The following is a 21,048-nucleotide window of genomic DNA, read 5'->3' as shown; positions in this document are numbered from 1 at the left end:
GGAGTGAACCTCTTCAACCTGCGTGATTTCCAGGACGTGGCTCTGGAGAAGCTGGACCCGGTCTACTACGACTACTTCGCGGGCGGGGCCCAGGACGAGGTCACCGTCCAGGCCAACGAGGCCGCGTTCAGGCGGCTGTCGCTGGTGCCCCGCGTGCTCCGCGGCGCCGGCAGGCCGGAGCTCGGCGGCGCCCTGCTCGGCCAGGCCACGTCGATGCCCGTGCTGCTGGCGCCGACCGCCTTCCACCGGCTGGCGCACCCGGCGGGCGAGGTGGAGACCGCCAGGGCCGCCGCCGAGGCTGGAGTGATCATGATGGCGGCGATGCTGTCGACGGTCGCCGTCGAGGAGGTCGCCGCCACCGGGGCCACGCTCTGGTTTCAGCTCTACCTGCAGCCCGATCTGGGATTCACCGAGTCTCTCGTACGGCGTGCGGAGGAGGCCGGGTGCAAGGCGCTGGTCGTCACCGTCGACTCGCCGGCCCTGGGCAGGAACGAGCGCGGCGACCGCAACGACTTCCACGACCTGCCCGCGGGCATGTCCTGCCCCAACCTCCGCGGTGACGGAGATGTTGGGCAGGTCGTGCTCTCTCCCGAATTCTCGTGGAGACATGTGGACTGGCTGCGGGGGATCACCTCGCTGCCGATCGTGCTCAAGGGCATCCTGCACCCCGCCGACGCCGCCCTGGCGGTCGAGCACGGCGCCGCCGCCGTCATCGTGTCCAACCACGGCGGTCGCCAGCTCGACACCATGCCTCCCACCATCGACCGCCTCCCGCTGATCGCCGACGCGGTCCGCGGGCAGGTGCCCCTGCTGCTCGACGGCGGGGTACGGCGCGGCACCGACGTGATCAAGGCGCTGGCGCTCGGCGCCCAGGCGGTGGCGATCGGGCGGCCGGTGATGTGGGGCCTGTCGGTGGCCGGCGCGGCAGGCGTGGCCAAGGTCCTCTCCCTGCTGCGCGCCGAGCTGGTCAACGCCCTCACCATCTGCGGCGTCGCCGCCCCCGGCGAGGTGCCCAGGGATCTGGTGGTGCCCTGACGCTCGCGCGAGCCGGCCCCGGCCGTGGGCGGGCCTGTCAGCCCTGCCGCGGCAGCGCGAGCACGGCTCAGGCCGTGAAGTCGGCGAAGTCGAAGCCCGGGGAGACGACGCAGCTCACCAGCACCTCCTCGCCGCCCGCCGGCCTGGCCGACTGCCAGACCCCGCCGGGGACGACGGCCTGCGGCACCTGGCCCTCCTCGACCAGCGGTCCCAGCACGACGCTCTGCTCGCCGATGGTCAGGCTCAACGGCCCGCCCCGGTGCCAGAGCCACACCTCGTCGGAGCGCACCATGTGCGGCACCGACTCCTCGCCCGCCTGCAGCAGGAAGTAGATGCCGGTGGCACTGGCCCGCGGGCCGTCGTAGCCGTCCGGCCGGAACGACACGGGGGACCGCCAGGTCTCCCTGAACCAGCCGCCCTCGGGATGCGGAAGCAGGTCGAGGGCGCGGGCGATCGGCGGGCGCTCGACGAAGGCGACCGGCTCCCCGGCGACGTCACGGCGCAGGAAGCGGGTGCCGTCGAGGACGAGCTGCCCCCGCAGGCCACGGGCCAGCGCCTCGGCCTCGTCCGCGACCTGGACGGACGGGCCGTCAGGATAGATCATCAGCTCCACCCGGCGATTCTACGGGCCGGGCTGACCTGCCCCGAGGGCGAGTCCGGGTGGGTCCGTCCAGCGGCTCCACGGGCGGCGGATCGCCGGGCACTTCGCGCCATGGCGGGTGTGCCGGTATGGGCGCGAAATGTCGGTCGGCGTGGCTAATGTGCAGCGAGTGATCGAACGGTGGAGCCGTGATCAGGTCCTCGCCCTCGCCCCCGACGCCCCTTCCCAGAAGGCGGCCCAAGGCGTGGCGGCACCAGGCAAATGGTCACTACGCGGCATGACAGGCGATGTGGTGTTCGGCGAGTGCCGGGGCAGCGGCGCCAAGCCCTACCTGGCGTGCGTGGACCTGACGGAGCCCGCCTACCGGTGTAGCTGCCCCAGCCGCAAGTTCCCCTGCAAGCACGCCCTCGGACTGCTGCTCCTGTGGTCGGCCGACGGCGTGCCGGAAGCGGACGCGATCCCGCCGTGGGTGGCGGAGTGGCTGGCGCAGCGTGCCGACCGCGCCGCCAGGTCGGCGGCCCGGTTGGAGGCCGCCAGAGCCGAGGCCGCTCGAGCCGCCGACGTCGAAGGACCGGGCGGGCGCGCGGGCTCGGCCGAGGTCTCCGGCGGGCGGGCCGCCGGCGGGGAGTCCGTACGGCACGCGCGCGTGGCCGCGGGACTGGCCGAGCTGGAGCGCTGGCTGGCGGACCAGGTGCGGCAGGGGCTGGCCGGTGCCGCCGAGTCCGACTGGGACGGGCTGGCCAAGCGCCTCATCGACGCCCAGGCGCCCGGTGTGGCGGGGATCGTGTCACGGCTGGCGCGGGTGCGGACCGAGGACGGCTGGCCTGGGCGGCTCCTGGAGGAGTACGCGCTGCTCGACCTCCTCGCGGTCGCCTACAGGCGGCGTGCCGAGCTGCCCGCCGATCTGGCCCAGACGGTCCTGATGCGCGTCGGCTTCCCGGTCACGCGCGAGGAGGTCCTCGCCGGACCGGCGGTGCGCGACCGGTGGGACGTGCTCGGCAGCCGTGACGAGGAGCAGGACCGGCTCACCGCCCGCCGGGTGTGGTTGCGCGGCCGCCGGACGGGCCGGGCGGCGCTCGTCCTGTCATTCGCGCCGCCCGGTCAGTCGCTGGACGCCTCGCTGGTCACGGGCACCGCCCTCGACGCCGATCTCGCCTTCTACCCCGGCGCGTCACCGCTGCGCGCCCTGGTCGTCACCCGCCACCCGGCCGCCGAGGGCCCCGGAGGCGGGGTTCCGCCCGGCGTGACGTCCGAGGAGGCGATGGAGGAGGTCGCCGCCGCCCTGGCGGGGGATCCGTGGGCCGAGTCGTGGCCGATCGTGCTGGCCGGGGCCGTCCCCGAGGAGAACGCGCTGGGCGGCTTCCCGCTGCACCCGCGCGGGCGCGACGTGTGGCGGCTGCTCGCCGTGTCCGGCGGCCGGCCCGTGACGGTGGCCGCCGAATGGACCCCGCGGGGCTTGCGGCCCCTGACGGCCTGGGATGACGACGGTAGGGCGGTGATCCTGTGAACGATCCTGTGAACGGGGAGAACGAGGGAGCAACGGTGCTCTTGCGCACCTGGGACGACGGCCGGCCGGCGGTGACCCTGTGAGCTGGGACGAGCTGGCCTCGGCGGCGCTGCTGGGCACCGACCGCAGGCCGCTGCGGGACGACCTGCTGGCCGCCGCGGCCGTCGAGGTGCTGCGGCGGCGGGCCGGGTGGCGGCCCGCGGAGCAGGGGGAGCAGGTGTGCGCCCCCGAGGAGGAGCAGGCCGCCGTCGGGAGGCGGGCGGCCGAGCGGCTCGTCAGGATCCTGGGCGGCGAGCACGACCGGGTGCTGCCCGAGTGGCTGTCCGTCGCGGCGGGCGCCGGGCGCAGGGTGCCCGCTCACGTGCTGCCGGAGCTGCTGCGCAAGGGCAGGCTGGATCCGTCGATCCGGGCGCATCTCGGGGTCCTGGCCGGCCGGCGCGGCCGGTGGCTGGCCGAACGCAACCCGGCGTGGGCGTACCTGCTGGAGGAGCCGACGGGGGAGACGTGGGAGCTGGGCAGTGCCGCCGACCGGCGCGCCTACCTGCGCCGGCTCAGGGCAGCCGAGCCGGGCGAGGCGAGGCGGTTGCTGGAGAGCACCTGGGAGCGTGAGACGCCCGACGACCGGGCCGCGTTCGCCCGGGTGCTCGGCGAGGGGCTGTCGATGGACGACGAGCCGTTCCTGGAGTCCGCGCTGGACGACCGCAGGCGGGAGGTGCGCCAACAGGCCGCGAACCTGCTCACCCGGCTGCCCGGGTCGCGGCTGTCGCAGCGGATGGCGGAGCGCGCCCGGGCCTGCCTGACCATCGAGGCCGCCACGATCGTCGTCGAGGCGCCGCTGAGCTGCGACAAGACCATGGAGCGCGACGGCATCAGGTCCCAGCCGCCGCGTGGCCTCGGCGAGCGGGCCTGGTGGCTGCAGCAGGTCATCGCCCGCGCCCCGCTGCGGATGTGGGGGCTGCCGCCCGGCACGATGCTGCGCAAGAAGATCTCCGACTGGGACAACGAGGTGAAGGCGGCCTGGGTGCGCGCGGCGGTGCTGCAGCGCGACCCGGAGTGGGCGCGGGCGATGTTCGCCTGGGACCCCATCTCCGACCTGCTCGTGGCACTCGGGCCGGACGAGCAGCAGGAGCTGGCCGCCGGCTTCACCAAGGAGCACGACCTGGACAGCCAGCTGATCATGGTGCTGGGAGGCGTGTCGCCGCGGTGGCGGGAGAGGCTGGCCACCGCCGTCCTGCGCAAGATCATCCAGGTGGCCGGCACCCAGCCGTGGAACCTCGACGAGCTGGTCAGGCTGGCGGGCGAGCGCATCGATCCCGCGCTCGCCGGCCTGGCAGAGGGCTACTCGCCCGTCCCGCCCATCCAGCAGGTCGCCGCCCTGCTGCGTTTCCGAGCCGACATGATCGAGGAGCTTTCATGACCGTCCTGCGCCCGCACGCGGAAGACCAGTACGCCGACGAGCTGGCCCTGCTCGCCAAGGACGACGACAGGCCCAGGCCGCCGGGCTGGAAGCTGTCGCCATGGGCCGTCACCACCTACATCCTCGGCGACGGCGACCGGATCTCCCCCAAGTACGTGGGCGCCCGCCGCATCGTCGAGGTCGCCGTCGCCACCCTGGCGACCGACCGGGCGCTGCTGCTGCTCGGCGTGCCAGGCACGGCCAAGACCTGGCTGTCGGAGCACCTCGCCGCCGCCGTCAGCGGCGACTCCACCCTGCTGGTGCAGGGCACGGCAGGCACCGCGGAAGAGGCGATCAGATACGGCTGGAACTACGCGAGGCTGCTGGCCGAGGGCCCGTCCATCGAGGCGCTGACCCCGTCGCCGGTGATGCGGGCGATGGCCGAGGGCCGCGTCGCCCGGGTGGAGGAGCTCACCCGGATGCCCTCCGACGTGCAGGACGCGCTGATCACCGTGCTGTCGGAGAAGACGCTGCCGATCCCCGAGCTGAACCGCGAGGTCCAGGCCGAGCGCGGATTCAACGTGATCGCCACCGCCAACGACCGCGACCGCGGCGTGAACGAGCTGTCCAGCGCGCTGCGCCGCCGCTTCAACACGGTCGTGCTGCCCGTGCCCGCCACGGCCGAGGAGGAGGTGGACATCGTCTCCCGCCGCGTCGCCCAGCTCGGCCGCTCGCTGGAGCTGCCGGAGACGAGCACCGGGCCGGACGAGATCCGCCGGGTGGTGACGATCTTCCGCGAGCTGCGTGCGGGAGTGACCGAGGACGGCCGCACCAAGGTCAAGTCGCCCAGCGGCACCCTCTCGACGGCCGAGGCGATCTCGGTTCTGACCAGCGGCATCGCGCTGGCGGCACACTTCGGCGACGGGGTGCTGCGGCCGTCGGACGTGGCCGCGGGCATCGTCGGCGCCGTGGTGCAGGAGCCGGTGTCGGACCGGGTGGTGTGGCGCGAGTACCTGGAGACGGTCGTCCGCGAGCGGTCCGACTGGCGCGACTTCTACCGCGCCTGCCGAGAGGTGTCATGAGCCGCGCGACCGCGGAGCGGCGGAGGGCACGCCGATGAGCGTCTCGATACTCGGCGTGCGCCACCACGGCCCCGGCTCGGCCCGTGCCGTACGGGACGAGCTGGCGCGCCTGCGCCCCGACGCGATCCTCATCGAGGGCCCGCCTGAGGCGGACGCGCTCGTCCGGCTCGCTCCCGAGCTGGAGCCGCCGGTCGCGCTGCTGGCCCACGTCCCCGGCACGCCCGCCCGCGCCGCCTTCTGGCCGTTCGCCGGCTTCTCGCCGGAATGGCAGGCCATCCTGTACGGGGTCGCGGCCGGGATCCCGGTGCGGTTCTGCGACCTGCCGGCGGCCCACAGCCTGGCCGAGCCCGCATCCGCGCCCGAGGCCGTGGAGCCGGGTGAGCTGCGCGTCGACCCGATCGGGGCGCTCGCCCGCGCGGCCGGCTACGACGATCCCGAACGCTGGTGGGAGGACGTCGTCGAGCACCGGGGCGACACCCCGTTCGAGGTGATCGCCGAAGCCATGGCCGCCGTCCGGGAGGGCTACCAGCCGGACGAGCGGGAGGCCAGGCGCGAGGCGTACATGCGCAGGACGCTGCGGGCGGCCGTCAAGGAGGGCTTCGAGCGGATCGCGGTCGTCTGCGGCGCCTGGCACGTGCCCGCGCTGACCGGCCCCCTGCCGGCGGCGAAGGACGACAACGCGATCCTGCGCGGCCTGCCCAAGGTGAAGGCGGAGCTGACCTGGGTGCCGTGGACGTACGGGCGGCTCGCGTGGTGGAGCGGCTACGGCGCGGGGATCACCTCGCCCGGCTGGTACGACCACCTGTTCGCGGTGCCGGACCGGCCGGTGGAGCGCTGGCTGGCCGGGGCGGCGGCCGCGCTGCGCGACGAGGGGCTGGCCGTGTCGCCGGCGCACGTGATCGAGTCGGTGCGGCTGGCGCACAGCCTGGCCGGGCTGCGCGGGCGGCCGCTGGCGGGGCTGAGCGAGGTGACCGAGGCGGCCCGCGCCGTCCTGTGCGAGGGCGACGACCTGGCGGTCGAGCTGATCCAGCGCCGGCTGGTGGTCGGCGACCGGCTCGGGCAGGTCACCGACGGCACGCCCATGGTGCCGCTGCAGCGGGATCTGCGCGACCAGCAGCGCAAGGTCCGGCTCCGGCCCGATGCGCTCGACCGGGAGCTCGACCTGGACCTGCGCAAGCCGCTCGACCTCAGCCGCAGCCACCTGCTGCACCGGCTGCGGCTGCTCGGCGTGAGGTGGGGCGTGCCGGGGGCGTCGCGCGGCAAGGGCACGTTCAGGGAGACGTGGACGCTGCGGTGGCAGCCGGAGTTCGACCTGGAGCTCATCGAGCGGGCCGCCCTCGGCACGACGGTGGCGGCCGCCGCCGCCCAGCACGCCCGTGACGTGGCCTCCGGCGCGGTGACGCCGATCGGGGGAGCGGACCCGACGTCACTGGCCGAGCTGACCGGGCTGGTCGAGCGGTGCCTGCTGGCCGACCTGCCCGAGGCGCTGCCCGAAGTGCTGGCCGCCCTGTCGGCCCGGGCCGCGCTCGACACCGACGTCACGCACCTGATGGCGGCGCTGCCCGCGATGGTCCGCGCGCACCGCTACGGGGACGTGCGCGGCACCTCGGCCGAAGGGCTGGCGGTCATCGTGCACTCGATGGTGGACCGGATCTGCGTGGGCCTGCCGGTGTCGGTCACCGGCCTCGACGACGGCGCGGCTACCGACCTGCTCGGCCACGTCGACGCCGTGCACGCCGCCGTCGCCCTGCTGGAGGAGGACGGCGACCGGCCGGAGACGCCCACGCCGCGCAGCCGGTGGCTCGTCACGCTGCGCGGCATCTGCGACCGGCAGGACCTGCACGGGCTCATCGAGGGACGGCTGACGCGGATCCTGCTGGACGCGGGGGACCTCGACGACGCCGGTGACCGGATGTCCAGGGCGATGTCCCGCGGCCAGACTCCGGCCAGGGCCGCCGCGTGGGTGGAGGGGTTCCTGGCGGGAGGCGGGCTCCTGCTGGTGCACGATCCCCGGCTGCTCGGCCTGGTGGACGAGTGGCTGACCGGGCTGGGCGGAGAGCAGTTCATCGAGGTGCTGCCCCTGCTCAGGCGCACGTTCGGGGGTTTCGCGGCACCGGAGCGAAGGGCCGTCGGCGAGCGAGTGCGGTCCGCCGGGCGGCACCAGGAGGCGGCCGAGGCGGACCTGGACGAGCGGCGGGCGGCCGCCGCCGCGAAGACGGTTCTGACGATCTTGGGGAGAGACCATGGATGAGCCGGTGGACGAGCGGCTGCGCAGGTGGCGGCTGGTGCTGGGCGGCGGCGAGGCCGACGGCACCGGCTGCGGGCTGAAGGGCGGCGACGCGGCGATGGACGGCGCGCTGGCCGCCGTCTACGGCGAGCAGGGGGCCGCGCAGGGCGGCAGGAGCGGCGGGCTCGGCGCGTCCGCGCCCCGCGTGGCGCGGTGGCTGGGCGACATCAGGTCGTACTTCCCGTCCACGGTCGTCCAGGTCATGCAGAAGGACGCCATCGAACGGCTGAACCTGACCAGGCTGCTGCTGGAGCCGGAGATGCTCGAGGCCGTGGAGCCGGACGTGCACCTGGTCGGCACCCTGCTCGCGCTCAACCGGGTCATGCCCGACCAGGCGCGCGAGTCGGCCAGGGCGGTGGTGCGCAAGGTGGTGGCCGAGATCGAGCGCAGGCTCTCCCAGAAGACCCGGGCGGCGGTCACCGGGGCGCTCGACCGCACCGCCAGGACGCATCGGCCCAAGCGGGCGGCGGACATCGACTGGGACCGGACGATCAGGGCGAACCTGAAGAACTACCTGCCGGAGAAGAACACCGTGGTCCCGTCGCGGCTCGTCGGCTACGCACGCAGGCAGCGGGCGGTCCAGCGGGAAGTGGTGCTCTGCGTGGACCAGAGCGGCTCGATGGCGGCCTCGGTCGTCTATTCGAGCGTGTTCGGGGCGGTGCTGGCCTCGATGCGGTCGCTGAAGACGTCGCTGGTGGTGTTCGACACCGCGGTGGTGGATCTGACCGACCAGCTGCACGACCCGGTCGAGCTCCTCTTCGGCACCCAGCTCGGCGGCGGCACCGACATCAACCGGGCCATCGCCTACAGCCAGGGGCTCATCACCAGGCCGGCCGATTCCGTCTTCGTGCTGATCAGCGACCTCTACGAGGGCGGGGTCAGGCAGGAGATGCTGCGCAGGGTCGCCGCGATGACCCAGGCGGGAGTGCAGGTGATCGTGCTGCTTGCGCTGTCGGACGAGGGGGCGCCGTTCTACGACCACGAGAACGCGGCGGCGCTGGCCGCTATGGGCGTGCCCGCCTTCGCGTGCACGCCCGACGTCTTCCCCGACCTGATGGCCGCGGCGATCGAGCGCCGCGACATCGCGCGGTGGGCCGAGCGCCACCTCGGCGCAGGCTCCTGAGCGTCAGTGTCAGTGAGCGGTCTGGTCGGGCCGTGCCCTGCGGGGGAGCAGGAAGGACAGGGCCAGGGTGACGAGCAGCAGCCCGATCTCGACCGCCATGGTGGCCTCCATCGCGCCGCCGAAGCTCCACTGCCTCTTGAGCAGGTCGAAGAACAGCGTTCCGAGCATGGCGGTGCCGAGCACGCCGCCGAGCTGCTGGACGGCGGTCAGGGTGCCTGAGGCGGAGCCGGACTCGTGCGGCTCGACCCCGGCGAGCACGATGTCGAAGAAGGGCGCCATCGTCAGGCCCATCCCGATGCCGACCAGGGCCAGGCCAGGTGCGAGCTGCCATGGACTGACGTCGGGCCCGGTCAGGTGGACGGTCACGCCGAGGACGGCGGCGCCACCGGCCATGACGACGACGCCGATCTGCAGCAGGCCGCGGCCGAGTCGTTCCTGCAGGCCCGACATGGCCAGGCCGAAGCCGGCGACCGCGCCGAGCGCCTGCGGCAGGCTGGTGAGGCCGGCCTTGAGCGGGCTGAACCCGAGCCCGACCTGGGTGTAGAGGGTGAAGACGAGGCTCACGCCCATCAGCCCGGAGAAGAACGCCAGCCCGGCCACGAGCCCGCCGGTGAACGCCCGCTTGCGGAACAGGCCCGGGGTGATCAGCGGGTCCTTGCCGGCGCGGGCCCGGCGGGACTCGTAGGCGCCGAACACCGCGAACATCACGATGGAGGCCGCCGTCGAGGCGTACGTCCAGGCAGGCCAGCCCAGTTCCTGGCCCTGGATGAGGGGGTAGATCAGCAGGAAACCGGCCACTGAGACCAGCAGCACGCCGACCAGGTCGAGGCGGGTGGCGTCGGAGAGCCTGTGCTCGGGCAGGAAGCGCATCCCGGCGACGGCCGCGGCGAGGCCGACGGGCACGTTGATCAGGAAGATCATGCGCCAGCCGGCGCCGAACAGGTCGGCGTCGATCAGCCCGCCCGCCAGGATCGGCCCGCCGACGGACGCGATCGTCATGACGGGCCCGAACATGCCGAACGCCTTGCCGATCTCCCGCGGCGGGAACATCTCCTTGATCAGGCCGAGTCCCTGCGGGATCATCACGGCGCCGCACAGGCCTTGCAGGACCCGCCCGCCGATGAGCATCTCGGGGCTCATGGCCAGTCCGCACACCAGTGACGTCGCGGTGAAGCCGATCGCGCCGGCGACGAACATCCGCCGCCGGCCGTACAGGTCGCCGAGTCGACCGCCGGTGATCAGACCGACGGCCATGGCGAGGGTGTAGCCGGCGCCCAGCCACTGCACCAGGCCGGCGCTGCCGCCCAGCTCCTGGCGGATGGTCGGGGCGGCGATCGTGGTGACCAGCGCGTCGAGCAGGTCCATCGCCTCGGCGGCGAGGATCACGGCCAGGGCGATCCAGCGCCAGCGGTAGGGCTGGACCTCGTTGGCCGCCATGGTGGCGCTGACAGACATGGGGGAACTCCTTTAGCGAACAGTGTTCGTGTACGAACACTGTTCTAAACGCGAACAGCGTTCGTGTCAAGTACGCTGTTCGTATGGGAAGCAGTACCGAGGTGCCGCCACCGCCGTGGCGCAAGGCCCGCAAACCGGCGCAGATCAGGCGGCAGCTCAACCAGGACCTCATCGTCGAAACAGGCCTGCGCGTCCTGGACGCGGAGGGACTCGACGGGCTGAGCATGCGTCGGGTGGCCCAGGAGCTCGGCACCGGACCGGCCTCGCTGTACGCGCACGTCGCCAACAAGGACGAGCTGCTGGAGCTCATCTACGACCAGGTGCTCGGCGAGGTCCGGCTGCCGGAGCCCGACCCCGCGCAGTGGCAGGACCAGCTACGCGCGTACGCGGCGGAGATGCACCGCGTGCTGAACAGCCATGCCGACGTGGCCCGGGCGGCGCTGGCCGGCATCCCCACCGGCCCCAACGCCGTGCGCCTCGCCGAATTCGTCCTCGGGCTGCTCATCGAGGCCGGCATGACGCCCAGGCAGGCCTCGCTCGCGCTGGACCGCCTCACGCTGTACATCAGCGCCGACGCCTACGAAGGCTCGCTGCACTACGTCAAGATGCGCGCCGCCGGGCTGACCGACCCGAAGGACTACTTTCCGCTGTTCGTCGGCCGTGTCAGCGAGTACTTCCGGTCCCTGCCGCGCGACCGCTTCCCGCACATCACCGCGAACGTGGACGCGCTGATCGCCGACGGCGGTGAGGAGCGGTTCACGTACGGACTGGATCTGCTCCTCGCCGGGCTGGCCGCCCAGATGTCCTAGCGCCGCTCGTCCTCGGAGTTCAGTTCGCCCTGCCAGGGCGGGTCGGAACCCGTGCGCGTGCACGTGATGGCGGCGACCTGCTGGGCGTAGGCGAGCGCCGAGGTCAGCGTGGCGGCGGGGATGGCGGCCAGCCGGTCCCGGGGCAGCCTGCCTGCCCGGTCGAGAGCGGCGAGCAGGCCGGACATGAACGCGTCTCCGGCGCCGACGGTGTCGGCGACCCTCACCTGACTCCCGGGCAGATCGACTGGTCCGGCGGGCCCGATCGCATGGACGCCTTCCGCTCCGCGAGTCACGACGACGAGAACGGGTCCGCGGCTGTGCCAATGGGCCGCGACGGCCTCGATCGGCTCGCCGGGGACGAGCCAGGCGAGATCGTCGGAGCTGATCTTGACCACGTCCATCTGGGCGATCCACTGGTCCAGCCGCGTGCGCAGGCGGACGGGATCGCGAGCCAGCTGTGGTCTGAGGTTCGGGTCGAAGGTAAGAGTGCGCCGAGGCCGTTCCCGCCGGAGCAGCAGTTCGAGAGTGTCGCCCATGGCCGGGATGGCGAGCGCGAGTGACCCGCTGACATGCAGGGAGACGGCACTGTCGGGCAGTGCCCCCGGCAGCTCGGCGGGCTGCCAGGCGCCGTCGGCACTGCCTTCCACGTAGAAGACGTATTCGGCGCCGCCCGCCGGGTCGAGTGTGACGACGGCCAGGGTGGTCGGCTCGCGGGCGGACACGGCGATGCTCAGGTCGACGCGCGAGTCCGTCAGGTGCGCTCGCAGGAGCCGGCCGAAACCGTCGTCGGCGATCCGGCTGAGCAGCGTGACGCCGATGCCGAGCCGGCCGAGACCAACGGAGACGTTGGCGGGGCTGCCTCCCGGCCGGGCGGCGTATGTCCCCCGATCCTGCAGGGGAACCAGGTCGACCAGCGCCTCTCCGCAGACCACGATCATGTACGGCCTCCTCGCCCGTCGAGTTCGCCGATACCCAGAGGCCGGCGGTCAGGCGGGCAGCCGCCGGCCCGTGATCGTGGAGAAGAGCCGTCCCTTGCCCGGCACGATCCGCAGTCGGACCCGGTCGCCCTTGGCCGGCGGCGCGTTGGGATCGACCCGGGCGATGACGGTCTGCGCGAGGAGCGCCGGATCGCTCGTGTCGGCGTACTGGCCATAGAGGAAGGCGTCCGAGCCGAGTTCTTCGACGACGGTCGCGGTGACCAGGAAGGTCGCGTCGTCCTTGTCGTCGTCGCCGACCACGTCGACGTCCTCGGGCCGGAAGCCGAAAATGACCCGGTCGCCGCGCTCCTCCGCGAGCGCTTTGAGCGTCTCGCGGGTCAACCGCACCCGCGCTCCGCCGAAGACCACCTCTTCGCCTTCTACGCGGTATTCGCCCAGATTCATCGACGGGGAGCCGATGAAGCCGGCGACGAAGACGTTGGCCGGATGCTGATAAAGGCCCAGAGGCGTATCGACCTGCTGCAGAATCCCGTCCTTGAGGACGGCGACCCTGTCGCCCATCGTCATGGCCTCGACCTGGTCGTGGGTCACGTAGACCGTCGTCACTCCGAGCCGATGCTGCAGGGCGGCGATCTGCGTGCGGGTCTGCACGCGCAGCTTGGCGTCCAGGTTGGACAGCGGCTCGTCCATGAGGAACACCTGCGGTTCGCGCACGATCGCCCGGCCCATGGCCACGCGTTGCCGCTGCCCGCCCGAGAGCGCCTTGGGCTTCCGGTCGAGGAACTCCTCGAGGTCCAGCAGACGGGCGGCTTCCCGGACCCGGCGCTCGCGCTCCTCCTTGGACACCTTCATCACCCGCAGTGCGAAGCCCATGTTGTCGGCTACCGACATGTGCGGGTAGAGGGCGTAGTTCTGGAACACCATCGCGATGTCCCGGTCGCGCGGCGGCAGGTGGGTGACGTCGCGGTCGCCGATGGAGATGCGTCCGCCGTCGACCCTCTCCAGCCCGGCGAGCATGCGCAGGGAGGTGGACTTCCCGCAGCCGGACGGGCCGACGAGGACCAGGAACTCGCCGTCGGCGATGGCGAGGTCCAGGGCGTCCACCGCGGGTTGAGTCGATCCGGGGTAGATGCGGGTCGCCTCATCGTAAAGAACTCCGGACATGCCATCACTCCTGTGGCCGTACGACTGCCTTGACCAGTGCGGGATCGTGGGTGCCGGCCGTGAGAGCCTGCTCGACCTCGGCCAGGCCGTAGTGCCCTGTGACCAGGGCATCCAGCTGGACGCGTCCCGACGCGGCCAGCACGATGGCTTGCGGCCAGGTGTTGGCGTAGCGGAACGTGCCCGTCACCTCGAGTTCGTGGGCCTGTACGTGGGCCAGCGGCAGCGGGATCTCGTCCCCTCCCATGCCGATGAGCACGATCCGCCCGGCCCGGCCCACCGCACGGATGGCCGCTCCGGCGGCGGCCGGATGACCCGAGCATTCCAGCAGCACATCGGGGTCGAACGCGGCATCGAGCAGGTCGTTCTCGCGCGCGTCGAGGGTCGCGGTCGCACCCAGGTCGCGGGCCAGCCCGAGCCGGACGGGATTGACGTCGGTGACCATGATGTCGGTGGCGCCGAAGGCCTGCGCGGCCTGCAGGCAGAGCAGCCCGACAGGGCCCGCGCCGGTGACGAGCACGCGGGTGCCCGGCCCGACCCGCGCCTTCCCGCAGGCCCACATGCCCACCGAGAGCGGCTCGATCAGGGCGGCGGCGTCATCGGACAGATCATCGGGTACGGGGTAGGCGAACTCCTCGTGGACGACGACGTACTCGCAGAAGGCGCCGTCGACCGGAGGGGTGCCGAAGAACCGCATCCGCGGGCAGAGGTTGTACCGCCCGGCCCGGCACTGCCAGCAGGTGAAGTCCGGTATCCCCGGCTCCAGGGAGACGCGCTGCCCCAGGCGGTGACGGTGGGCCCTGGCTCCGGTGCCGACCACGGTTCCGGACGGCTCGTGACCGAGCACCAGCGGGGACTCCACCACGAAGTCGCCGATCCGCCCGTGCTCGTAGTAATGCACGTCGGAACCGCATGTCCCGACCGACGCGACCTGCACGAGCACGTCTCTGGGGCCGGGCTCGGGCCGAGGCCGCTCCTCCAGCGTGATCTTTCCCACGCCGTGCAGTACGGCAGCGCGCATGGTGCCTCCTACTCTCCGGTGACGGCGCCCAGGGTGAGTCCGGTGACGAGCCAGCGGCGCACCGCGAGCCCGGCGAGCATCATCGGCACGACCACGATCGTGCCGATGGCGGTGAGCTGGCCCCAGTCGATGCCCGTCTGGGTGACCAGCTGGGAGGCGGCGATGGGCAGCGTCTGGGAGTTCGGCCCGGAGAAGACCACGGCGAAGGCATAGTCGTTCCAGGCGAAGACGAGGCACAGCACGAAGGTGGTGACCAGTCCTGATTTCGTGAGCGGGAGGATGACGATGCGGAAGGCCTGCCAGCGGGTGCAGCCGGCGACGAGCGCGGACTCTTCCAGAGACGGCGGCACCTCGGCGAAGAACGCGCTCATCAGCCAGATGGCGAACGGCAGGTTGAAACTCAGGTAGGCCAGCACCAGCCCGGGGATCGAGTCGATCAGGCCGAGCCCGCGGAAGATGAGGAACAGCGGGACCACGATCGCCGCGATGGGCGCCATGCGGGTCGAGATGATCCAGAAGGCCAGATGCTTCTTCCCGCGCATCTGGGTCCGCGCCAGACCGTAGCCGGCGAGCGCTCCCAAGCACACGGCGAGCACCGCGGAGATCCCGGCGGCGAGCACGCTGTGCCAGATGTAGGGCCACAGGTTGTTGGAGCCGGTGAACAGGCTGCGATAGTTGTCCAGGACCGGCGTGAACAGGACCTGCGGTGTGGCCGCGGTCACGTCCGCGCGGTTCTTGAACGACGAGAGCAGCATCCATAGCAGGGGAACCAGCGTCCAGAGCATGGCCGCGGCGATGAGGATCGCCACTACCCACCGCGTGCGCCGGCTGCTCTCCTCGAGCGGGGACTGAGGCACCCCTCGGGGAGCGGCCTGGACCGGTCGCCGGTCCGTCCGCGCGATCTGATCGGGACCGGTCCTCCGGTGGGGCGTGGCCGGCTGCGGCGTCATCGACGTGCTCATCGGGTCAGCCCCCTGGTGTCAAGCATTCGGACGAAGGCGCGGGCGATGAAGATCGAGAAGGCCAGCATCGTCAGGCCGATGGCGGCGGCGTAGCCGAAGTCGAAGAAGCGGAAGGCTGTCTCGTACAACCGGATGGGGACGATCTTGGTCGCGTCCGCGGGGCCGCCGTTGGTGGTGACCCAGATGATGTCGAAGTAGCGGATGGCGTCCATCGAGCGGATGAGCAGCGCGACAAGCAGCACGTTGGAGATCGCCGGGAAGAGGATGTACCGCAGCGTCATCCACCCCGAGGCGCCGTCGACGGCGGCCGCCTCCCGCACCGATTGGGGCACGCTGGACAGGCCGGCGAGGGCGATCAGGGCGATCAACGGGGTCCACTCCCACACGTCCATCAGCACGACGGCGGCGAAGGCGCTGGTGGTGCCGCCGAGGACGTCGCCGCTGAAGCCGAGGGAGCGCAGCACCCACGCGTAGAGCCCGAAGGTGGAGTCGGTGAGGTAGCGGCCGAGCAGCCCGACGATCGAGGGCGCGACGAACATCGGTAGCAGGAGCAGGCTGAGCAGAATGTTGCGGCCGCGCAGCACGCGGTACAAGCACAGTGCGATGCCCACCCCCATGACCATCTCCAGCCCGACGGTGAGCACGAAGTAGATGATCGTGCGAAGCCAGGACATCCACATGTCGGCGTCGGTGAAGGACCGCACCCAGTTGGTGAGGCCCACCACCTCGAGCCGTACACCGCCCAGCAGCCGGACGCGGGAGAAGCTCATCGCGATCAGGGCGAGGAAGGGCAGGATCGACAGCGCGGCCAGCAGGATCAGGCCGGGCGTCATCACCTTGCCTTCGAAGCGGATCCGCGGCTCCTTGGGCTCGGTGGTCTCCGGCCGGGATCGGTGGAGCATCGGCGAGGAGTCTGCGACGTTCGTCATCTAGGCCACCCACCCTCGCGCCACGATTCGATCGACCCGCGACGTGATCGAACGCATCGCTTCCTCCGGTGACGCCGCCCCGGTGAGCATCCGGGACAGCTGCGTGAAGACCGCGGTGTTGCACTCGTTCCACATCGGGATCTTGGGCCGCAGGCCGATCCGGTCGGGCTGCCAGGCCTCGCGCACTGCGGCGGCCGTGAGCATGTTGGGCATCGACGAAGGTCGCTGCTCGGCCGCGCGCACTTCCGGCAGCTCGTACACGGAGGTGCGCGTGGGGGTGCCACCGCCGGCCTTGCTCTTGAGGTTGGCGAGCTGCGTCTCGGGCGAGGTGGCCCACACGAGGAACAGCCAGGCCGCACCGCGCTCGTGGGGCAGCGTGTTCGCACTGATCGCTATCCCGGTGCCCCCGTACATGTTGGCCGTTCCCGCCGGGCCTTTGGGCAGCGCCGAATAGCCGACCTTGCCGGGCATCACCTGCTCGTTGCTGGCCGCGAACTCGTGCCAGTTGGGGCACATCGCCAGCCTGCCGGAGCGGAACGCGGCGCCCACGCCGTCCCAGTCCCACGTCGTCGAGGCCGGATCGGCGATGCCGAGCAGCCGGTCGTAGAACTCCGCGCCCGCGATGGCGGCGTCGGAGCCGAGCAGGCACGGGCCCGGATCCGGCGTCCCGAGCCGTCCCACGTCCTTGCCGTTGTCGAAGTAGTCCCCTCCGTAGGACCACAGCACGTTGCTGAAGTCGTTCATCAAGGAGTCGTGCTGGCGGGCCTGGTGCCCGGTGCCGTACCGGACGTCCGACGTCGCGTTCCTGTTGAACCACTGGGCGATCCGGAAGTACTCCTCCCACGTCCGGTCACCGCCCGGGGTGGGGTCGAACCCGAGATCGGTCGCCATCCGGTCGCGGTACTTGTCGAACAGGTCGCGCCGGTACTGCCAGATCATCGTCGGCGCGTCGTACGGCAAGGTGTAGACCCTCTCCTGATCGACGAATCGGCCGGCGGCATCCAGCTGGGTGGGGATGAAATCAGCGAGGCCGCCGGGCAGGTCCGGCAGGTTCGGGTCGTTCTGCAGCGAACGCAGGTCCACCAGCCCTTTCTGGTACGGCGCGAGGACCTGGTAGGGGTCGGCGTAGATCACCTGGTACTGGGCCTGGCCCGAGGCCAGGTCCAGGGCGACCCGCTGGACCAGCGCGGACAGTTCGAGCGTCACGATGCTGACATCGATCCCCGTCAGCTCGGTGAAGGGGCGGATGTTCGCGGCGATGGCCGCGGTGGGAGCGGTGTTCTCCGAGATGAAGTTCAAGGTGGCGCCGCTGAACTGGCGCCACGGATCACCGCCGGCGGTTCGCGGCACGTCACTGCGGGAGCCGCAGGAACTCAGGCCCCCCGCCAGAGTCACCGACGCCCCGGCGGCCAGGGCGCCACGGAGGACATCGCGCCTGCTCATCTCGGCAGGATGACCGTCCACTGTCCACTGCACCTCCCGACACCGCGGGTAAGGTCACAATAAATAGCCCATACCGTGGAAACATTGCCGTAAACTTATATGCGTTATTTATTGGGAATTCGGAGATTGTTTTGGCTTTTGTGTGCGAAAAGTGTCGGAGAATTGAAAAGCAATCTACGCGTGAATGGCGTACGTCATACTCCGGCGAGCTGTCGCACCGTCGCCCGGGCGCCCTTCGCGTGCAGCGATTCGAGCGCGCGCACATACGGGTCGACGAACCGCCTGTCGTCGGCGAGATCACCGAAGAGATCCCGGTTCTCGATGAAGGCCGTGGGATGTTCGCGCTGCCTTCTCGCGGCGGCCGTCAACCGCTCCTTCAGCCGGTCGACGATCTCGATCGGCTCACCGGATTCGTCGACTCCTTCCGCATAGCGTGCCCAGGCGGCCACCACGGCGGCCGCGCGAGTGACCTCACCGCCCCGAGCCAGCCGCTCGCGCACGACGGGGAGCAGCCATTTGGGGATCCGGTCGGATGACTCGGCACACAATCTCGCCAGCGTGTCCCTTATCTCGGGATTGGAGAATCGTTCGATGAGAGTCCGCTTGTAGGCGTCCAGGTCGATGCCGGGCACCGGGGGGAGTGTCGGCGTGGCCTCGATGTCCATGTAGGCGACGAGCAACTTCGCGATCGCGGGGTCGGTCACCGACTCGTGGACGTATCGGTACCCGCTGAGGTAACCGAAATAGCAGAGCGCCTGATGGTCGGCGTTGAGCAGGCGCAGCTTCATCAGCTCGTACGGCTTCACATCCGCGACGATCTGCACCCCGGCCTCCTCGAATGGAGGACGGCCGGCGGAGAAATGCTCCTGGAGCACCCACTGCGTGAACGGCTCGCAGACCACGGGCCAGGCGTCCTCGACGCCGGACAGCAGAGCAAGGGTCTGGCGGTCGTGGTCGGTGGTGACAGGGGTGATGCGATCGACCATGGAATCGGGGAACGCGACGGCGTCCTCGATCCAGGCGGCGAGGTCGGGGTCGACCAGGCGGGCGAACGCCGTGAGGGTACGGCGGGCGACGCCTCCGTTCCCCGGGACGTTGTCGCACGACATGACAGTGAACGGCTTGAGCTTTCGGGCGCGCCGGCGGCGCAGGGCCTCGGTGACGAGCCCGAACACCGTGGCCGGGACCGCGCCGGACCGCAGGTCCGCGCGGATCGCGGGGGCCTGCGCGTCGAACTCCCCGGTGGCGGGGTGGATGTTGTAGCCGCCTTCGGTGATCGTGAGCGACACGATCCTGACCGCTGGGTCGGACATCTTCTCGATGACCGCCTCCGGGTCGTCGGGCGCGAAGAGGTATTCGATGATCGACCCGATGACGCGGGCCTCGGATGTCCTGTCAGCGTGCTTCTGCACGAGCGTGTACAGGCCGCCCTGCGCGGTCAGTGCGTCCCGCATCCGCACATCGCCTGGGAGGACCCCGACGCCGCAGATCGCCCAGTCGTGCGCCTTGCCCTCGTTCATCAGCCGGTTGAGATACATCGCCTGGTGCGCGCGGTGGAATCCGCCCACCCCGAAGTGGACGATGCCGACCGTGAGCTTCGACCGGTCATAGGCGGGGATCGCCATCCGCCCGGCGAGAGTTCCGACCGTCTGCTGCGTCAATGGCGTCACTACGATCTATCTCCTCTGACGTGGCCCTCCCTCTTTCGTCTCTACGCTCAGCACCGCCAACGCCGACGGTTCCCGTCCTTAAACTGTTGGCATAATCCCGGTCCTTGACCATGTATCGGCGACCCGCATGCCTGGGCGACGGCCTAGGGCGGACGGCCTAGGCCCAGCGTCCGATGTGCTGACCTGCGGCTCGGCGATAGCTTCCGAGGCATGACGACAACGGATGTGAAACCGGCCCCGGCCCCTGACAGTGTGATGTCGCCGCGCTACCGAGCGCTCAGCGTGGGGCTGGTCGCGCTGGTCATGCTGGTGGCCTTCGAGGCGATGGCGGTGGCCACGGCCATGCCGGTGGTGGCGCGCGACCTCGGCGGCATGCACCTCTACAACCTCGCCTTCAGCGCCACCCTCGCGGCCAGTGTGATCGCCACCGTGCTCGGCGGGCGCTGGAGCGATGTGAAGGGCCCGATGCCGCCCATCGCGACCGGTGTCGCGGGATTCGTCGCCGGGTTGCTGATCGCCGGTTTCGCGCCCACGATGGAGGTGTTCGTCGCGGGCCGGTTCGTCCAGGGGCTCGGTGGCGGCCTGATCCAGGTGGCGCTGTACGTCTTCGTGGCCAGGGTCTATCCGCCGGAGCTGCATCCCAAGGTGTTCGCCCTGTTCTCGGCCGCCTGGGTGGTGCCGTCCATGGTGGGCCCGGCGATCGCCGGTCTCGTCGTGGAGAACACCGACTGGCGCTGGATCTTCCTGGGCGTCTCGTTGATCGTCGTGCCGGCCTCGCTGCTGCTGTGGCGCGGTGGCGGCGGGCAGGCGACCCGCGAGGACGGCGCCGCCGGGCCCGCCCCCGGCCTCGGCGGCAAGCTCGTCTGGGCCACGCTGACCGCCGTCGCCGCCGCCCTCATCCAGTACGGCAGCGCCCTGCAGCTCGCCGGCCTCCCCGTGCTCGCGGCCGGAGTCGTCCTGCTGGCCGTCGCGCTGCCCAGGCTGCTGCCGCGCGGCTCGCTCAGGGCCGCCCGCGGCCTGCCGACCGCCCCCGTGCTGCGCGGCCTCGCCTACGGATCGCTCATGGCGGCCGAGGTGCTGATCCCGCTCATGCTCATCAACGAGCGCCAGCTCACGCCGACCGGCGCGGGCGTCGTGCTCACCATCGGCGCGCTCGGCTGGTCCACCGGCTCCTGGATCAAGGGCCGCGGCATGATCAGCAACCTGACCGCGCTGCGCGGCGGCGCCCTCATGATCGCCGGCGGCATCGCGCTCATCTCGCTCGTGCTGATCGACTCCGTGCCCATCGCGCTCGCCTACCTGGCCATGGCCATCTCCGGCCTCGGCATCGGCGCGCTCCACCCCACGGTGTCCGTCCTGTTGCTGGAGATGTCCAAGCAGGGCGAGGAAGGCCAGAACAGCGCGGCACTCGGAGTCGGCGAGTCGGTGTTCACCGTGGTCGCCGTCGCGGTCACCGGCGCCCTGTTCACCGCCACCGGAGGGACCTATCTCGTGGGCCTCGCCTTCACCGTCGTCCTCGCGCTCGTGGCCGCGTTCGTGGCCCCGCGTTTTGCCCAGCCTGCGAAGACGGGCACACTGGAGGCAACCGCGTCATAGAGGGGGGCACATGCCGCGAGTGCGGGAGCTTGA

At 71.4% G+C, this 21,048-nt stretch carries 17 protein-coding genes; 8 read left to right on the top strand and 9 right to left on the bottom strand.

From position 1 onward, the window contains the following. Positions 1 to 3: 3 nt before the first annotated feature. Positions 4 to 1,035 (top strand): alpha-hydroxy acid oxidase, encoded by a 1,032-nt coding sequence (locus V5E28_RS07085; RefSeq protein ID WP_336205581.1) that lies wholly within the window; start codon positions 4 to 6, stop codon positions 1,033 to 1,035. 67 nt (positions 1,036 to 1,102) lie between these two features. Here V5E28_RS07085 and V5E28_RS07080 read toward each other — a convergent pair whose 3' ends face one another. Next, a complete protein-coding gene (locus V5E28_RS07080) occupies positions 1,103 to 1,639 on the bottom strand; it encodes a cupin domain-containing protein (protein WP_336205868.1) in 537 nt (178 codons plus the stop codon). A 136-nt stretch (positions 1,640 to 1,775) separates the two neighbouring features. On the opposite strand from V5E28_RS07080, the gene V5E28_RS07075 reads away from it, so the two are divergent. The 5 genes from V5E28_RS07075 to V5E28_RS07055 all read left to right on the top strand — a co-directional run bounded on the left by V5E28_RS07075 (position 1,776) and on the right by V5E28_RS07055 (position 9,031). Then, positions 1,776 to 3,143: an SWIM zinc finger family protein gene (locus V5E28_RS07075; RefSeq protein ID WP_442945781.1), complete on the top strand. Its 1,368-nt coding sequence runs from the start codon at positions 1,776 to 1,778 to the stop codon at positions 3,141 to 3,143. A 79-nt stretch (positions 3,144 to 3,222) separates the two neighbouring features. After that, positions 3,223 to 4,560, top strand: coding sequence for a DUF5691 domain-containing protein (locus V5E28_RS07070; RefSeq protein WP_336205579.1), 1,338 nt, complete (start codon positions 3,223 to 3,225; stop codon positions 4,558 to 4,560). After that, positions 4,557 to 5,621, top strand: coding sequence for an ATP-binding protein (locus V5E28_RS07065; RefSeq protein WP_336205578.1), 1,065 nt, complete (start codon positions 4,557 to 4,559; stop codon positions 5,619 to 5,621). The genes V5E28_RS07070 and V5E28_RS07065 overlap by 4 nt, the downstream gene beginning before the upstream one ends. A gap of 34 nt (positions 5,622 to 5,655) precedes the next feature. Beyond that, positions 5,656 to 7,872 (top strand): DUF5682 family protein, encoded by a 2,217-nt coding sequence (locus V5E28_RS07060; RefSeq protein ID WP_336205577.1) that lies wholly within the window; start codon positions 5,656 to 5,658, stop codon positions 7,870 to 7,872. Further along, positions 7,865 to 9,031 carry a VWA domain-containing protein gene (locus V5E28_RS07055; protein ID WP_336205576.1) on the top strand — a complete coding sequence of 389 codons (1,167 nt, stop codon included), beginning with the start codon at positions 7,865 to 7,867 and terminating at the stop codon, positions 9,029 to 9,031. The genes V5E28_RS07060 and V5E28_RS07055 overlap by 8 nt, the downstream gene beginning before the upstream one ends. A 9-nt stretch (positions 9,032 to 9,040) precedes the next feature. On the opposite strand, the gene V5E28_RS07050 is transcribed toward V5E28_RS07055, so the two are convergent. Beyond that, positions 9,041 to 10,486 (bottom strand): MFS transporter, encoded by a 1,446-nt coding sequence (locus V5E28_RS07050; protein WP_336205575.1) that lies wholly within the window; start codon positions 10,484 to 10,486, stop codon positions 9,041 to 9,043. 83 nt (positions 10,487 to 10,569) lie between these two features. Here V5E28_RS07050 and V5E28_RS07045 point away from each other — a divergent pair, with 83 nt between their 5' ends. Next, on the top strand, positions 10,570 to 11,295 hold the full coding sequence (locus tag V5E28_RS07045; protein ID WP_336205574.1) for a TetR/AcrR family transcriptional regulator: 726 nt from the start codon (positions 10,570 to 10,572) through the stop codon (positions 11,293 to 11,295). On the opposite strand, the gene V5E28_RS07040 is transcribed toward V5E28_RS07045, so the two are convergent. The 7 genes from V5E28_RS07040 to V5E28_RS07010 all read right to left on the bottom strand — a co-directional run bounded on the left by V5E28_RS07040 (position 11,292) and on the right by V5E28_RS07010 (position 19,419). Then, positions 11,292 to 12,233, bottom strand: a complete 942-nt coding sequence (locus V5E28_RS07040) for a carbohydrate kinase family protein (RefSeq protein WP_336205573.1) — start codon at positions 12,231 to 12,233, stop codon at positions 11,292 to 11,294. The genes V5E28_RS07045 and V5E28_RS07040 overlap by 4 nt on opposite strands. 48 nt (positions 12,234 to 12,281) lie before the next feature. Then, positions 12,282 to 13,397 carry an ABC transporter ATP-binding protein gene (locus V5E28_RS07035; protein WP_336205572.1) on the bottom strand — a complete coding sequence of 372 codons (1,116 nt, stop codon included), beginning with the start codon at positions 13,395 to 13,397 and terminating at the stop codon, positions 12,282 to 12,284. Between the two features lie 4 nt (positions 13,398 to 13,401). Further along, positions 13,402 to 14,415, bottom strand: coding sequence for an NAD(P)-dependent alcohol dehydrogenase (locus V5E28_RS07030; RefSeq protein ID WP_336205571.1), 1,014 nt, complete (start codon positions 14,413 to 14,415; stop codon positions 13,402 to 13,404). 8 nt (positions 14,416 to 14,423) lie between these two features. Then, complete coding sequence (locus V5E28_RS07025; protein ID WP_336205570.1) at positions 14,424 to 15,224, bottom strand: carbohydrate ABC transporter permease; 801 nt, start codon at positions 15,222 to 15,224, stop codon at positions 14,424 to 14,426. A gap of 149 nt (positions 15,225 to 15,373) precedes the next feature. Continuing rightward, positions 15,374 to 16,306, bottom strand: a complete 933-nt coding sequence (locus V5E28_RS07020) for a carbohydrate ABC transporter permease (protein ID WP_336205569.1) — start codon at positions 16,304 to 16,306, stop codon at positions 15,374 to 15,376. Beyond that, a complete protein-coding gene (locus V5E28_RS07015) occupies positions 16,307 to 17,749 on the bottom strand; it encodes a substrate-binding domain-containing protein (protein WP_336205568.1) in 1,443 nt (480 codons plus the stop codon). Between the two features lie 194 nt (positions 17,750 to 17,943). Then, entirely contained in the window at positions 17,944 to 19,419 is a 1,476-nt protein-coding gene (locus V5E28_RS07010; RefSeq protein ID WP_336205567.1) for a mannitol dehydrogenase family protein, read from the bottom strand. Positions 19,420 to 19,629: 210 nt separating this feature from the next. On the opposite strand from V5E28_RS07010, the gene V5E28_RS07005 reads away from it, so the two are divergent. Further along, positions 19,630 to 21,015, top strand: coding sequence for an MFS transporter (locus V5E28_RS07005; protein ID WP_336205566.1), 1,386 nt, complete (start codon positions 19,630 to 19,632; stop codon positions 21,013 to 21,015). The last annotated feature ends 33 nt before the right edge of the window (positions 21,016 to 21,048 follow it).

The sequence above is a fragment of the Nonomuraea sp. LPB2021202275-12-8 genome (assembly GCF_037044575.1).
Lineage (GTDB): Bacteria > Actinomycetota > Actinomycetes > Streptosporangiales > Streptosporangiaceae > Nonomuraea.
Note: the sequence above shows the minus strand (reverse complement) of the source record. Positions and strands in the feature narration are given on the sequence as shown.